Consider the following 15,379-nt stretch of genomic DNA (forward strand, 5'->3'; position numbering starts at 1 on the left):
TTCTTGTACTTTATGTTCTTTGTAGTTATTATATCATTTGTTGATTCATTAACCTATATTGAATAGGTGAATAGCCACCTAGAGTTAATTTTATTCTATCGTGATTATACCAATGGATATACTCATCAATTGTTCTAATTAAATCAGATAAAGATTTAACCTTTTGTAAGTAGATGGTTTCGCATTTAAGCGTCCCGAAGAAACTTTCAACCACTGACATTTAATAGGCATTACCTTTAGCACTCATGGATTGAGTAAATGATGATTTCTTAAGGTAATTACGATATTTAGGTGATTGGTATAGAATGCCTTGATCAGAGTGTATGAGAAGCTTTGATAAGTCTTCATTTGGGTTGATTGATTTCTTCAGTGTCTTTAAGATTAAATCTTGATTCTGACTTCTTGATATTTGATAACCTTTGACTTCGCCATTGTAAAGATCTTGAATGACAGACAGATATAAACGTTTACGATTAAATCTAAACTCTGATACATCTGTGACCCATGCGATATTAGTTTCATCTTTTTTAAAGTCTCTCTTAAGTAGATTGGGTGTAATTTTGTTTGATATTTGAGAGATATAGCGATATCTCTTTTTTCTTACCTTACAGACGATATGTAGCTCTTTCATGAGCTTTACAACTGTTTTATAAGCTATTTTGACCTGATAAAAGTTTTGAAGGGCGAGCTTAATGCGTCTATAGCCATATGTTTGATTGCTCGCTTCAAAAATTTCTAATATCAGTATCTTGATATCGTGATACTTATCCGTTTCTTTACGATGCTCATAATAGTGATAAACCGACTTAGGAAGTCCTGATATTAGAAATAGATCTTTTAATGCATATTTCCGCCTTAATTCTTTGACGACTTGGTATTTTTGTTTGTTTGTTCCTGTTTTTTAAACTTTAGCGATAAGTAATCTTCTAGTATTCAAGTTCCATTTCTAGATGCTTAACTTTGAGTTCTAAATCCTGTTCTATCTCTTGGGATGGTTTATGAAACTTTCTAACTGGATTCTTACGATAATCTTTTGGTGTTTGAAAGAAACGCTCTTTTCCATAGAGTCTATACTGATATATCCATCTTGCAGGCAATGTATCGTTTAGACTCCCTGATGATAAATACATATCATATTTACGCGCTGCTTGACTGTATGAGAGTTCATTTTCAATGATGTCTAAAACGACCTTTAATTTGAATTCTCCGCTCCATAGTCTATTTGTTTTTTTTTATCTTTCATGTGATCCCTCCTGCATACACTTATATTGTATCAAAGTACAGGTTTTTGGTATCAGTTCAATTCAGCGTATGTATTTTATGCAATTTCATTTGAGTTTCAAAGTTTTTGCTATATAATTTAATCATCTGGATTTATTTCATTCAATAAGGGGGATATTGGGTTGAATAAAACAAAAATAATTATTTATAGTGTATGCGGATTCTTCGCACTTTTGATTGCGCTTTTTTTAGGGACTTGGATTGGGGCTAACAACCAAGCAAGTGAATATGATGAGTTGATGTACTTTAGAAAAACTCAAATTTATGTTGCTATTGATAACAGATATAGTAAAGTATTAGCTTATCAAGCGACTATACAAACAGCTGATAATCAAATCTTAACCCAGTTAGGATTGATTACACAAGCTCGTGAAGCTTTTGCTGATGCTGTAGCTAATCAAGCATCACCTGATGAACTTGAACAAGAATTTACTGCATTAGAATCGATGTTTGTTACGCTAGTTTCTTATATGGAAGATAATCCATCAAACTGGACAACAGTTGGTATTACTTCAGCATTCTTAGCTGAGTATAATGCATCTACAAATTCTGTTTCATTTGCTATTAACCAATATAATGAAACTGTCTTTTTATATAATTCATTCCTTAGAAAGTTTCCAAATAATGTCTTCGCTTTTGGATTTGAATTAAAAAACGCCTATTCATTACCTTCTGAGTTTGTTACTGTTCTACCCTACGCATAATACCTAATGAAATCATTACTTTATAAAGGTTTAGTGATATGTGTTTCAACATGTATGATTTTTATACTATCTGCTTGTCAACAACCATACACATCATTAAACCAGCCAACTTCAGAGTTTTATATTAACGATGCCGCTGGTGCACTGCTTCAATCAACAAAGTGGTACATCTTTTCAAATGGACAATATTACTATGAAGATACGATGACTTATGAAGGTATTGAAGATGATGAATTACGTGGTATACAAATTGTTGTTGCTACGCATTTAGGTGCAGTAGGTTCAATTGATACTACTGCTATTTTCAATAGTTATGGTGTTGGCGGAAATGACCTTGGTATTATGATTTTCTTATTCTTTGAAGAGATAAATGGTACAAAAGTGTATAAAGAAATGGTATTTGAAATAGGAACTAGAATGAGTACTTATTTATCTGCATTTGAAGCCGATATGTTAATTGAAGAATATTTTAACGATCCAACACTTGATGATATTGATGAAAGAATTGTCAATTTATACTTTGAATTAATTGCTAATTCTGCGTATAAAATCTATAATTGGTCTTATAGTTACATTGATCAAACATACTACGATATTTATGATTTTTTTGGTGAAAAATATTCAATAACAACAAGATTACCAAGTGAAGAACAAATATGGGCATTTACTTTAAGCCCGACAGAAACAGTTATTTTGATTGTGATTGCAGTATTTTTTCTAGGTGCATTTGGACGTTTCCTCGTACCAATTATTCTTTCAATGATGGGTGTGACTAAAAATCGTGGTAGTGGTGGCACATCTAGAGGTTACTGGTTTAGAAAATAAAAAGGAAGTCATAGACTTCCTTTGTTTTATATATATATTTCTTTTCGTACTTCAACAAATGCTACATTAAAGCTTAACATACTATCAAAAATAATAGGTAAGCTTGTTGACCACGAGGTTGCTCCATTATCTTTTTGATTTCGGATCACTTCATCCATTAAATCAAGGACTGCTTTACCTGTATAAATAATGTCTTCACCATTTCTTAAACTTGAATTATTACCTAGTACATAGTCATTTGTTGCTACTGTATAATATGCGTTGTTATTAATTGATCCAAGTCCTTCTTTTTTATAAACAGCAACACCACTTAATGCATCTCTAATTAAATTAAATGCTTCATCAGTGTTTTTACCTTCTAAATCATCAAGTGATAATACAATCAATGCCAAACTTTCAGCATACTTGTCTCCGTTACCAGTGGCGATATCCCCTAAGATACCATTAACTTTAACAAATGCTCTTTCCATACGTTCAGTTGATACACCTAATATGGTCGCGGTATGATTCCACTCTTGTAGAGCTTCGGCAGATAGTCCTATCTTTTCAGCGGTGTCTCCAATTTCATCAGATGCATAAGCAGATTTGATGGAAAACGCTGTTAAAGCAGAAACGGCACCCAAAATAGGTACCGTCACACTTTTCGTTAATGTTGAACCAAGTTTTCCAATCTTATCAAACTTAGCATTAGCAAGTTGTTTGATTTTGTCTTGAGTTTTATCCAACTGCCCATTCATCTTAGCAAGTTCAGCTTCAGTGTACTGGACATTTCGTTTTAACTTATCAAACTCCTCTTTACTCATGTCACCAACTTGCACCGCTTTTTTCGCATGCTCAAGTTCCTGGTTTTGAGTTTCAAGCTTCTTCTTTGTTTGAACTAATATATCATTAAGCTTTGATTGCTTCTGTTTCCATAAATCTAGGTTCGTACTATCATAACGAAGGTTTGTATTAATCGCTCTTAAGTCTTTATTTTGTTCTTTTAAATCATTCTTTATTCCTTTTAGTTTGTTTTCTTTTTATCTTTCATGTGATCCCTCCTGCATACACTTATATTGTATCAAAGTACAGGTTTTTGGTATCAGTTCAATATTCAGCGACCTGTCTTTGGGTTGCTCTTTTGGATACCATCTCTGATATCGACTTGAGCTTGTCATCAAGATGGCCTGAAGCCTCCCATTTTTCGTATAGGTCAAGCATTTTTCCTTTCATTTAATCACTCCAACTGTAGATAAAAAACTGTAATAACTCACCAGTTGGAATACTACAAGTATCTCTGCAAAAATAAAAAAGAATCCATTTCTGAATTCTCATTATTTCTAGGCTGGGTTTAAAGCCAGTATTCCATTCGTTTATAGCTTTGCTCATTATAATACTACCACACTCTTGACATATTCACAATGGTTCACGATGGTTCAAAACGGTTCAATTTTTGTCTGAGCAAAAATAACTTTGAGGAATGCTAGTATATAAAATTCTTCGAACTAAATGTCTTTATTTGCTTAAAACGAAACTGCCTGTTTCTGTGATAGTACATCCCATAAGAGTACCCTTGTCGATAAGTTTTCTATACCATTTAGCAATTTTCTTAGTTCTTTTTTCTTTAACTTTATCTCTCCACCACCAATTTTGTCTTGTCATAGCCATATAATCAAATATTTCACCAGTATTCTTACATTCACATTCTAAAACTAAATGAAGCAGTATTTGATCCCATATTTCATTGTAGCGCTTTGACGCTTCCTTATATCTTTTTCTCTTACCACTTGCTGCCCAACCAATCCATATCAGCCAAGATAATATAATTAAAATCAAATGGTGATGAGCACGCTTTATTGGATTCTCATTTGCTTGCATATCTTCGCCTGCAATAACTAGTGCATTTTCCAAATCCATTAACTTTTTGTTTTCTTGTAATTTTTCAACACTTAACATACTCTATATTCTCCTTTTCTACTCTTAATCTATCGTCCGATAATTTGAATCCTAATAATTCTTTTTTTAACATTTGCTTAATTAAAGGTGTAGCTTCATCAGAGTGAACGTAATTATATATTTCAAGCAACTCTTCAACTCCTTGCTCTAAAATCAAAATGATCAATAATCTACGACAGTTATCAACAACTTTCTTCTTATATGAAGATGTAATAATAACTAAAATAAGTCCTATTATAAAGGGTATGCCAATTATAGAGCCCAGAAATAACCAACAAGCAATCCCAAATAATTTATTGATTTTTTCTTTGTATTTATTATTTTCTGCTACTAATCTACTTACCTCATTGCTATTATCATCCATAAAACACCAATTTTCAAATTACAACATTCCAAATTAAAAATTGAGAATGTCTTTTATAATTATTATACGTCATTTGTTATTTTTTTAGTAGTTCCAATGAATTATTATGCCATCTTTTTAAAGTTGACACTGATATAAACATTTTGTCAGCTATTATTTGCCAATTTAACAAATCAATGTATCTGTAAATCAGCAATCTTTCGTACTCTGGATTTTTAAGTGCAGAGATACAATCTAAGATTTCGTTTTTGATAGTTTCAAGACTATTTGTTAGTTCTTTGATTTCATCTTCTACTTCCAATGCTTTATGGATCCACTTAACAAATGGAGCATCGAGCTTTCTAGTTCCATCGACTCGAATTTGGTCTAAGTTAACACCTGGGATTGTATTTGCTAGTCGTAAGTATTCAGCGACTATTTGCTGTAGTTTTAGAATTTTCTCTTCAGTTTCATGATATCGACTTAAGTATTCTTTTACATTCATCCTGCTTCCTCCTTAAACTTTTCAAATACTTCAATTTCAATCGAAATACCAGTTGGTTCATCTGACCAAACCTTCTCGGCTATTTCTTTAACCACTAATGCATCATCCTTCCAGAACCCTACTTCAGTCATACAGTCTTTGAGCATCTTTTGAAGATTGTCTGTATCAGGTTTTGTTATTCGCCATTCAAAGTTCTTATGCCTTTTACCTCTTGGAAACTTCCAAATGACATGTAACTCAAGCGGTCCTTCATATGGTGTATCAGGCTTGAATGGTCTTAAATGTTTAATGAGCATCTGCCTTGCTGCTTTTACTTTCTCTGGCTTATAAAACATTGGTCTATTTCCAACCACCGCTACCTTTGCTTGCTGAGCTGTCACAGTAGGTGATTCCATCAATAAAAATAACTTCATCAACTTCGCTCCTTTTTTAGTTTTCAAGTCTGGCAGAAAACTTGTGCTGACATTGATGCTTCTGTTGTAGGGATAGGGCGATTTTAAAAGCCCTTATCCTACTACTATAAATGGTTAAATAAGAGTACGCAATAGTGTGCAAATAAGAATCCCCAATTCTTAGCATAAAAAGTGTACTCTTTTTTTGTTACAATATCATCCATGAGAGGATGAATATTTATGACAAAAATACTACTAGAACAAATAACTAACATAGAAGATATCGCATTATTTAGTAAAGCATATCAGGAAGGACTGATTCAAATTAATATAACAAAAGTAGCCAAACACTTAAAAAGATAGAAAGACAGTAAAAAAATATCTATTAGGTCAAATACCTAAAAAGACAAGACAAAGAGAAAAGTATTTAGATCAACATAGAGACTACATCGTTTAGGTTTTAAGTGATAAATACCAGAGCTTTGATTACATCGAACACCTGTTTAAGTACTTAAAAAGAGAACGTGGCATCACGTGTTCAAGATCAAGTTTAAGTAGGTATATCAGACGAGATGATGCGTTAAATGGTTTATCTGATAGGCATCAAAAAAATACATTCACGATGTGTTTTGAAACAAAGCCAGGTGAACAAGCCCAATTTGACATGAAAGAAAAGGTGCAAACCATCTTCGAAACAGGTGAAGTGGTTAAAACATATATACCAACATTAACACTATCATGGTCTAGAGCCAATTTTAGGAAATTAACACTTGATACAAAGGTTGAAACACTTCTGTCATTTTTAGCAGAAAGCTTTGAAGAGATGGGTGGTGTGCCAAAGACTTTAGTGATTGATAACTTAAAACAGTTCGTAGAAAAACCTAGAACGAGTAATAGTGAGGCTCTATTAACTGCTAAGTTTATAGAGTTCTGTAAAGACTATGATATCAAACCACTGCCATCGATGCCATATCGCCCACAAACCAAAGGTAAGACAGAGACTCAAAACAAAGTTGTAGATCAATTAAAGAACTATAACGGAAAGTATAAGGATTTAATGCATGTGCATGAGATACTAGCAATCATTAACAAAGAAGATAATGAATCTATTTCACAAGCAACCAAGTTTCCAAGAGTATTTTTATTAGAAAAAGAAAAAGGTGACTTAAATCCACTTCCCAGAAAAGAAATTAGACAAAAGTATCACCTCAAGTTAAATGAAGTTAAAGTATCCAATGAATCTTTAATCAGCTACAAACAAAATAAATATTCTGTTCCCAAGAAATTTATTGGTTCAAAGGTAGGATTAAGTGTCAAAGGTCATGAACTTCATATCTATTATAACAATAAAATAATCACAATTCACCAGATATCTAATAATTTATTAAATATTAAAAATGAACATGATTTAATGTATGAAAATTATCATAAGAAATTAGAAGATAAACCAAATGAAACAATAATGAACGAAATGAGGCATATTAACTATGATTAATGATGTATTAGATCAATTAACTTATTTGAAACTAAAGAGTGCATATAATTATTTAAAAGAACTACATATTAATGATCAAATCACACCCCAAGAATTAAAAGGACTTTATAAAGTTCTAAATAAGGAAGTCATCGCCAAAGATGAGAATAATAGACTCTATAATGTTAAAGTTGCAGGATTCCCCTTTTTAAGAAAACTAAGTGATTATGATTTTAGTTTTCAACCAACAGTTAACGAAGATAAGATATGCAGTATCGCATCTTCTAACTTCTATGATGAGGCAATGAATATCGTATTTATAGGTAACCCTGGTGTTGGTAAGACACATCTAGCAATAGCTATAGGTTATGAGGTAGCCATTAAAAGAAATAGTGTATATTTTATAAAGTTTAACAAACTGATTAACATATTAAAAAACGCCTATCAAGAAGGCAGTTTCGAAAGAAAAATCAAACACTTTTTCAAATATAAATTACTGATTATTGATGAAGTAGGATTTAATGAGATATCACCACTAGAATCTAAACTTTTCTTTCAATTAATCGATTTAAGATATTCTAAGCGCTCAACTGTGTTTACTAGTAATATGACATTTGAAAAATGGCCCAATATATTAGGTAATGATGAAATGATTACTAAAGCAATTTTAGATAGAATTCTTCATCACTCTTATCTGTTTAATATCACTGGTAACTCTTATCGTATTAAAGATAAACTTAAATACAATAAAACTGAGGAATCTTAACTGCACACAATTGTACATTCTTAACTTGACATTTATAGAATAGGGTGGACTTATTAGTCCTATTATAAAAGGCTGAAATTTTTGGCGGCTGCAATATCTATAAGCCCTTTCCACCAGTTTTAGAAAAAAGCAAAATTAAGCCCTATTATAATGGAAAAGCGGTAGCATTTATGGCCACCGCAATGTTTCTATTATAGTAGTAAAAATAAACTTAATATTAATCAACTTGATAATAACCAAATATGTAAAAACCAAGTTCACAATACCTAAAATTTTTCCACTACAATGATTTATATTAGATTTGCTGTTAAATAGACTCTTTTTCTAGTCCTTGTAATTGCAGTGTACATATTCTTAGAATTTAAGGTTTTCCCTAAAATAACAACATCCTCATCAATTGTCATGCCTTTGGATTTTTTTATAGTATACTTTGGTCCCTTCCAATTATTAATTATTTCTGAAATATTTGCAGTGGCTGATTGATATAATAAGGTTCTTCTAGAGTCATCAAAATTGATCACTTGATTAATGTTAATAGTACATACACCACCATCACTTTTTGCTCCATATATATCTATTCTCATATTATCTCTAATCCATTTGCAATTATCATCGGGACATCTGTAACTTTGATTTTTATAATAATGAGGTTCTAAGTTTTCAAACCATTCTCCTCCACCATTAATGTTTTGATAGTCATCGCCAAGCAAATATAGATTAACATTTGATTCTGCCAATAGTTTTGCAAACCTCTCATGATAACCTTTTAAGTCTTGGGATTCATCTATAATTAAAACATTAAATCTATCTTCAATAATATCTTTGATTTTGTCTGCATAATTGTCTAATAAATAATTACATAGGTCACTTCTTAGTTGATCTGTCAAAACTATTTTATCTTTCCCAAATATATACTTTATAAAATTCAAATTAGGCAATCCATTCATTTGATGTAATTCAATATTCTCTAATCCTAATTCAAAAGAAGTCTTATGAGTTTTATTATACAAAAATCCATCACTTTTTATTTTGATATTAGAGACACCTTTCAAGTAAGTAGGAATATTTTCACTTGAAACATATTCAATTTTACCTCCATGAGAGATTAATGGAATCAAATCAATTAATTTTGGAATAATATACGATACAAACAGCGAATCAATTGTTTTACTCAAAAAACCTTCATTAGATACTTCATCAACAACTTTATTATTAAATGCAAGATATATGCAGTTTTTATTAGAAGTTATTAGCCTTTTAGATTCAGTTGTTTTTCCGCCACCCGCAACAAATTTAATTACTGTTAAACTCATTTTCTATCTCCTGAATTATATGCCAGTTAGATAAATCAACGTCGGAATCAATTAGTTTTTCAGCAATAACTGTTTTTTTACCATTTTTTGCAACAAATATCTCATTATGCGATGATTCTTCTAGTAAACAACAAACTTCATTTGGAATTAATCCTTCTCTATATAAGTCAGATTCCAATGTGTTGTATGTAGAAATCAATTTTATATTACGATCGTTACAATATTTTTCTAAATTTTTATATCTCTCTGTTGGAGTTAATTGTCCTGATAATAATATATCTGTATCACTGATTACTATTACCTTTTTATTCAATAATACAGCTAATTCTATATATGGTTCGAACATAATCCCCGCAACATTAACGATAGTCCAATTTTTTTGCCGTTGCATTATATAATTTTTTAGCAATAACTCTTCAGTTATTCCTTCAACTAGGACAATATTATCTCCGAAAATAATTTCACAACGCCCTGGATGTAAAAATTTGCTTATTTTTCTTTTGTTTAAATCAGATAGGTTAGTTAATTTGGCACCTGAAATATCTATCAATTCTTCGTTCATCAACTCATTTATAACAATTGGAGAATGAGTAGTAGCGATTATTTGGACATTATCATTAAATTGTTTTATCTCCCTAAGTAAGTTTCTAAGCAATGCTGGATGTAAGTGATTTTCAATTTCATCGATTAAAATAATATTATGCTTTTCATCCATAGTATTAAGAATTATATTAGCTATGCTTTTGTATCCAGAACCTATAGAATAATTATGCTCTTTATCTCCATTGACAATATAAACTTTTTCATCAGTAATTTTTGGCTCAGTTAATTCAATATCAAAATTTTGATTGAATTTTTCACAAAATTTTTTAAATAAATCAACTTTTGAAATCATGGACGATTTGATTCTCTCTTTTGATTCGACCATTAAAGCCGAATATTTATCTTCTGATTCAATAAACTTTGAAATCCCAACAGAAAGCCAATCTGAATATAGATCATCAATTCTTACTAATGGGATCATGTATATATTTGGTATCTTTTCTTCCTCTCTTAATATCTCATAATCCACATCTGCATCATTATAAAGTTTAATTACTTTAATATACTTGCCAGTTTGTGTTTTTCTTACTATTAAAATAAACCCACACTTCTTCCCTTCAGAATCAAAATAGTTTAAACTAGGTATATCATTACTAGATAATTTTACCTTTATAATTATCGGATTTGAATCATCGCTATTATAAAAATCTGATTTTCTAACTTTGAAATATTCATTTGTTATTAAAGAAAAAGCCAATCTTATCCCCTCTAATAAATTTGTTTTACCAGAGTTATTTTTCCCAAAAATTACATTTAATTTTTGATTTAAACTATATTTTCCATTTAGGTTTCTAAAATTTTGAAATTCAATTTCTTCAATCATGATTTTCTCTCCCCTTATATTTAGATTTTTATTGATTCTTTTTAAACTTAAGGATATTATATTGCTAATTTAAGTACATTTTTTATACAAAGAATTTGTGTTTTATTTTACTTGGTGTATAATATATGTGAACTAACTTGTGAAGGGTTAAAGCTGGGTTACCGAATGGTAGTAGGCATTTGCCGAGAATTCCTTTGCACCTAGGGTTAGTTCTTTTTTATTTTCATGAAATCTTTTATTTTTTTGAAGATTTCTTGATCATTACAAATATCGTCAATAATTTTTTGTACTAATTCATATGAATAAGTGTAAGACCATCTATTGCCTAATATATGCTTATATGAATATTCAGGTATCTCTTTAATATTGTAAAATAGATTATATAAATTAAATGTATATGTTGTAAAATTGGTCTTGCTCCCATCACTTATAGGTGCAATTTTTATATCTAATTTTAAAAGTTCAGAATTAACACAATCAAGCACCTGCTTAGTAGATAATGGATGCGAAATTCCAGAATCTATAGGTTTATGAATTACTTTTAATTTTGCATCTTTTGGCGCTGATTTACTGATTGTAAAATCAGCTTCATGTGCATTATTAACTTGTTTTACTGTAATTTGATATGTAAATGCCATTGTTTGTGGTATCAAATTGTTATTACTAGTTTCACTCATTATATATTCTAAGTACCTCTTTGTTGATTCAAATTTGGTATATATTTCTTTATTGTATTTACTTACTAAATTGATTGTATCATGAGGAGATGGTAAGAACATTGTTATATAATTTGAGGGTAATTTATCATTAATACTTATCTGAAATAATTGATATAATTTGTTGGTATAGTTCATTACACAAGCCATAAAAATATCATTAAACATTATTGCATATTCAGGAACAATTAAGTGATTAGCCATATTTCTAAGACCTACAACAGCTTCTAAATTAATTCTTATTGGGTCTTTAGAATTAGTCATTATTTTTTTAATGGCATCTGTTAATGAAATAGTTCTGTTTTTATTCTTATTCTTATAATAAATCGGTAATTCGCTTTTTAACATGTGAGCTTTTAATAATAACTCCCATGCATTACATATAAAAAAAGTAAAACCTTCTACTTTATACTTAATTGTAGGTTTATTGTATATCTCGATTCCTAACAAAAACGACTCTTGACTTTTTTCTACCATCAGTGAAATTAACTTTTCTTTTTCTTTTTTTTGTTCCATCCATAATACCCCATTTAAACTTAATTATGCATTTTATGTAATTTATACTAACTTTTCACTATAATAAAAAATGTTTATTACTTATACAATTCCAAAGAATCTCTCGAAAAATTCAAGTAATCTAGCTAATACTGTTTTACGCTTTTCATCACGATTCCCGCTTCCAAATCTAGATATTGGTGGAAGTATCTTATCGACATCAGTTCCAGTAGTTTTGATACTTCCTGTTTCAAAAGCAGTAGAGATAAATTTACGAGTCTCAGATTCCTTAAGATTTTCTGTTTCGATAATTTTTTTTATTGCTTTTTCTTTTTCTTCAGCAACATAACTACGCCATTCATCAAGTACATCATCTACTTCATTTATACCCTTAATAAAGTTTTCAATTAACGCTTTTTTACTTCTCATTTCAGGTGATGAATCTATTGCTTTTTGAATATTAATTAGTATTTCTTTATCTTCCGAATGTGAATCATGATATTTTTGAACAAGCATTAAAATATAGTCAATATTAATTTCTACTTGTTTAAGTAGTTCAATTTCAAAAACAACATCATCGGAAACATCAACCGCTTTTCCATCTTTACTTTTATTCTTCCATTCTTCTTTTAGATCTAGATATCTACCACAATAATCTTGGAAATCTCTTTCACTAATTAGTTCATTACCACTAAATTCATCAAATGAAGTTAATAAGTTTCTCATACGAAGAATTGAGCCAAATAAAGCAATAAACTCTTTTTGATATTTTTCTCCAACAAATGAAGGTTGTTCTAATGAGAATGATTCATTAAGTTCATCAATCATATCAACATATCCTTCACGATAAAATCCATTTTCATCGTGATATCCTTGATAATAATCTTTAAATCCTTTTAGTAATACGATACCACCAGCGTTTTTATCCCCAAACAAAGATATTGCTTCATCAGTTTTCTTTTGGAGATTTCTAAAGCACACGATATTACCAAATGTCTTAATTGAGTTAAGAATGCGATTAGTTCTTGAGAATGCTTGAATAAGTCCATGCATTTTTAGATTCTTATCAACCCATAAAGTATTTAAGGTTGTTGCATCAAATCCAGTTAAGAACATGTTTACTACTATGAGTAAATCAAGCTCCTTATTTTTCATCCTTAATGATACATCTTTATAATAGTTTTGGAACTTATCACTCGATGTATCATAGTTAGTAGAAAACATCGCATTATAATCCTTAATAGCACCTTCAAGGAAATCTCTACTTGATTGATCAAGTGATGTAGTATCATCAGGTACTTCTTCATCTAGAATACCATCAGCTTCTTCTTCATTTGCTCCATATGAGTAAATAAGTCCAATCTTAAGTGCTTTCGCAGGGTTTTCTGCCATTTGTTTTTTAAACTCATTGTAATAAATTTTAGCAGCTTCTATTGAACTTACTGCTAAGATTGAATTAAAGCCATTAATATAATTGGATTGCTTATTCTCCTTAACTACTTTTCTATCTCTTGCAGAAACTACTTCATTTACATTTGATACAACACTATGCTTAAAGGATTTTATGTTCCGATAAGTCTTTTGGTCAAAGTGGTCAAGAATGTACTTGGTCACCAGTCTAATTCTCTCTGGATTCATATAAACTTTTTCTCTATCAATATCCCATACTTCTTCATCTTCAATATCACCTGGAAGGTCAATTGTCTTAATATAATCAACCCTAAAAGGCAATACATTTTTATCATTAATTGCATCCACAATCGTATAAGCATGAAGTTGTTGACCAAACGCTTGTTCAGTAGTTCTTAGTTTTGCATTTTTTTGTACAGTTGAATTAACTGCAAATATTGGTGTTCCAGTAAATCCAAATAAATGATACTTTTTAAAGTTTTTGGTAATTGCTGCATGCATATCACCAAATTGGCTTCGATGACATTCATCAAAGATAATTACTACATGCTTGTTAAATACTTCATGACCTTTATTTTTTTCAATAAAAATAGATAATTTTTGAATTGTAGTAATGATAATCTTTACATTACTATCTTCTAATTGTTTCTTTAAAATAGCAGTTGATCTATTTGAATTAGCTGCACCTTTTTCAAAGCGATCATATTCTCTCATTGTTTGATAGTCTAGATCTTTTCTATCAACAACAAATATAACTTTATCAATGTAAGGAATCTTAGTAGCAAGTCTAGCAGTTTTAAAAGAGGTCAGTGTTTTTCCACTACCTGTGGTATGCCAAATATATCCACCGCCTTCAACTGTTCCATATTTCTTGTAATTGTTTGCAATCTCGATTCTATTTAAAATTCTTTCAGTAGCAACAATTTGATATGGTCTCAGGACTAAAAGCATTTTATCTACAGTGAAGACACAATACTTTGTTAGAATATTAAGTATTGTATGTTTTGAGAAAAATGTTCTAGTAAAGTCAATTAAATCAGGAATGATTTTATTATTAGCATCAGCCCAATAAGAAGTAAATTCAAAAGTATTCGATGTTTTTTCCTTCTTAGTCTTATTTTGTGAATCTTTAATATGATTAAATCTCGTACTATTTGAATAATATTTTGTATTAGTTCCGTTTGATATCACAAATATTTGAACATAATTAAATAATCCTGATTCTGCCCAGAATGAATCTCTTTGATATCGATTGATTTGGTTGAATGCTTCTTTAATGGCTACACCACGTCTTTTTAGTTCAACATGAACAAGCGGTAACCCATTCACTAGAATTGTAACATCGTAACGATTTTCATAACGTCCATCAGTGACTGTGTATTGATTGATTACTTGGAGTTTATTTTTATTGATGTTTGATTTATCAATTAGATTAATATTCTTTGATGAACCATCATCTTTAATAAGTACTTGACGATAATCTTCTTGGATAATCTTTGTTTTTTCAGCTATACCATCATTGGGATTAGCAAGTCTATGCTTAAAAAATCTATCCCATTCATCATCACTAAATTGATAATTGTTAAGTATCTCTAATTGTTTTCTTAAATTTTTAATTAGATCCTCTTCATTATGAATTGATAAATATTCATATGATTGTTGGCATAATAGATTAATAAACTCTTTTTCTAGTTCTGCTTCACTTTGATATGAATCCGATTTAGAAACCACAGGTTTATACTCAGTAACAACAGTAGAATCAGATGATTCAGTAATAATGTTATAGTTTGGCAT

General features: G+C 30.1%; 15 protein-coding genes and 1 pseudogene. 5 read left to right on the forward strand and 11 right to left on the reverse strand.

What is annotated here, in order from left to right:
• Nucleotides 1-28: 28 nt before the first annotated feature.
• Together EXC59_RS07255 and EXC59_RS02355 are read right to left on the reverse strand one after the other, a co-directional pair.
• Nucleotides 29-220, reverse strand: coding sequence for an IS3 family transposase (locus EXC59_RS07255; protein WP_051658896.1), 192 nt, complete (start codon nt 218-220; stop codon nt 29-31).
• Nucleotides 221-883, reverse strand: a pseudogene (locus EXC59_RS02355) (IS3 family transposase); the annotation flags it as partial.
• A gap of 520 nt (nt 884-1,403) precedes the next feature.
• Here EXC59_RS02355 and EXC59_RS02360 point away from each other — a divergent pair.
• Nucleotides 1,404-1,985, forward strand: a complete 582-nt coding sequence (locus tag EXC59_RS02360) for a LemA family protein (RefSeq protein WP_035368040.1) — start codon at nt 1,404-1,406, stop codon at nt 1,983-1,985.
• A gap of 54 nt (nt 1,986-2,039) precedes the next feature.
• Nucleotides 2,040-2,810 carry a hypothetical protein gene (locus EXC59_RS02365; RefSeq protein WP_035368037.1) on the forward strand — a complete coding sequence of 257 codons (771 nt, stop codon included), beginning with the start codon at nt 2,040-2,042 and terminating at the stop codon, nt 2,808-2,810.
• Nucleotides 2,811-2,836: 26 nt separating this feature from the next.
• On the opposite strand, the gene EXC59_RS02370 is transcribed toward EXC59_RS02365, so the two are convergent.
• The 5 genes from EXC59_RS02370 to EXC59_RS02385 form a co-directional block, all read right to left on the reverse strand.
• Nucleotides 2,837-3,613 carry a hypothetical protein gene (locus EXC59_RS02370; RefSeq protein WP_035368036.1) on the reverse strand — a complete coding sequence of 259 codons (777 nt, stop codon included), beginning with the start codon at nt 3,611-3,613 and terminating at the stop codon, nt 2,837-2,839.
• A 691-nt stretch (nt 3,614-4,304) separates the two neighbouring features.
• Nucleotides 4,305-4,745, reverse strand: a complete 441-nt coding sequence (locus EXC59_RS02375; protein WP_035368034.1) for a hypothetical protein — start codon at nt 4,743-4,745, stop codon at nt 4,305-4,307.
• Entirely contained in the window at nt 4,732-5,109 is a 378-nt protein-coding gene (locus tag EXC59_RS07070; RefSeq protein WP_162163851.1) for a hypothetical protein, read from the reverse strand. Before EXC59_RS07070 ends, EXC59_RS02375 begins: the two co-directional genes overlap by 14 nt.
• A gap of 76 nt (nt 5,110-5,185) precedes the next feature.
• Nucleotides 5,186-5,593 (reverse strand): DUF1492 domain-containing protein, encoded by a 408-nt coding sequence (locus EXC59_RS02380; protein ID WP_035368033.1) that lies wholly within the window; start codon nt 5,591-5,593, stop codon nt 5,186-5,188.
• Nucleotides 5,590-6,006, reverse strand: a complete 417-nt coding sequence (locus tag EXC59_RS02385; protein WP_162163859.1) for a RusA family crossover junction endodeoxyribonuclease — start codon at nt 6,004-6,006, stop codon at nt 5,590-5,592. The genes EXC59_RS02380 and EXC59_RS02385 overlap by 4 nt, the downstream gene beginning before the upstream one ends.
• A 219-nt stretch (nt 6,007-6,225) precedes the next feature.
• Between EXC59_RS02385 and EXC59_RS07235 the strand changes: the two genes are divergently transcribed.
• The 3 genes from EXC59_RS07235 (at nt 6,226) to istB (ending at nt 8,225) form a co-directional block, all read left to right on the forward strand.
• The gene (locus EXC59_RS07235; protein ID WP_269471598.1) at nt 6,226-6,348 is read left to right on the forward strand and encodes a hypothetical protein; all 123 of its coding nucleotides are present in this window, start codon (nt 6,226-6,228) and stop codon (nt 6,346-6,348) included.
• A 301-nt stretch (nt 6,349-6,649) separates the two neighbouring features.
• Nucleotides 6,650-7,480 carry a Mu transposase domain-containing protein gene (locus EXC59_RS02390; RefSeq protein ID WP_035368031.1) on the forward strand — a complete coding sequence of 277 codons (831 nt, stop codon included), beginning with the start codon at nt 6,650-6,652 and terminating at the stop codon, nt 7,478-7,480.
• Nucleotides 7,473-8,225 (forward strand): IS21-like element helper ATPase IstB, encoded by a 753-nt coding sequence (gene istB / locus EXC59_RS02395; RefSeq protein WP_035368029.1) that lies wholly within the window; start codon nt 7,473-7,475, stop codon nt 8,223-8,225. Before EXC59_RS02390 ends, istB begins: the two co-directional genes overlap by 8 nt.
• Nucleotides 8,226-8,515: 290 nt before the next feature.
• On the opposite strand, the gene EXC59_RS02400 is transcribed toward istB, so the two are convergent.
• From EXC59_RS02400 to EXC59_RS02415, 4 genes are all read right to left on the reverse strand, one after another.
• Nucleotides 8,516-9,538, reverse strand: coding sequence for a C-terminal helicase domain-containing protein (locus tag EXC59_RS02400; RefSeq protein WP_035368027.1), 1,023 nt, complete (start codon nt 9,536-9,538; stop codon nt 8,516-8,518).
• On the reverse strand, nt 9,519-10,964 hold the full coding sequence (locus EXC59_RS02405; RefSeq protein ID WP_035368026.1) for an ATP-dependent nuclease: 1,446 nt from the start codon (nt 10,962-10,964) through the stop codon (nt 9,519-9,521). The genes EXC59_RS02400 and EXC59_RS02405 overlap by 20 nt, the downstream gene beginning before the upstream one ends.
• Before the next feature lie 206 nt (nt 10,965-11,170).
• A complete protein-coding gene (locus EXC59_RS02410; protein ID WP_035368025.1) occupies nt 11,171-12,196 on the reverse strand; it encodes a DUF3644 domain-containing protein in 1,026 nt (341 codons plus the stop codon).
• 81 nt (nt 12,197-12,277) lie between these two features.
• Nucleotides 12,278-15,379, reverse strand: a complete 3,102-nt coding sequence (locus tag EXC59_RS02415) for a type I restriction endonuclease subunit R (RefSeq protein ID WP_035368024.1) — start codon at nt 15,377-15,379, stop codon at nt 12,278-12,280.

Source organism: Acholeplasma hippikon, assembly GCF_900660755.1.
Classification (GTDB): Bacteria; Bacillota_I; Bacilli_A; order Acholeplasmatales; family Acholeplasmataceae; genus Acholeplasma; species Acholeplasma hippikon.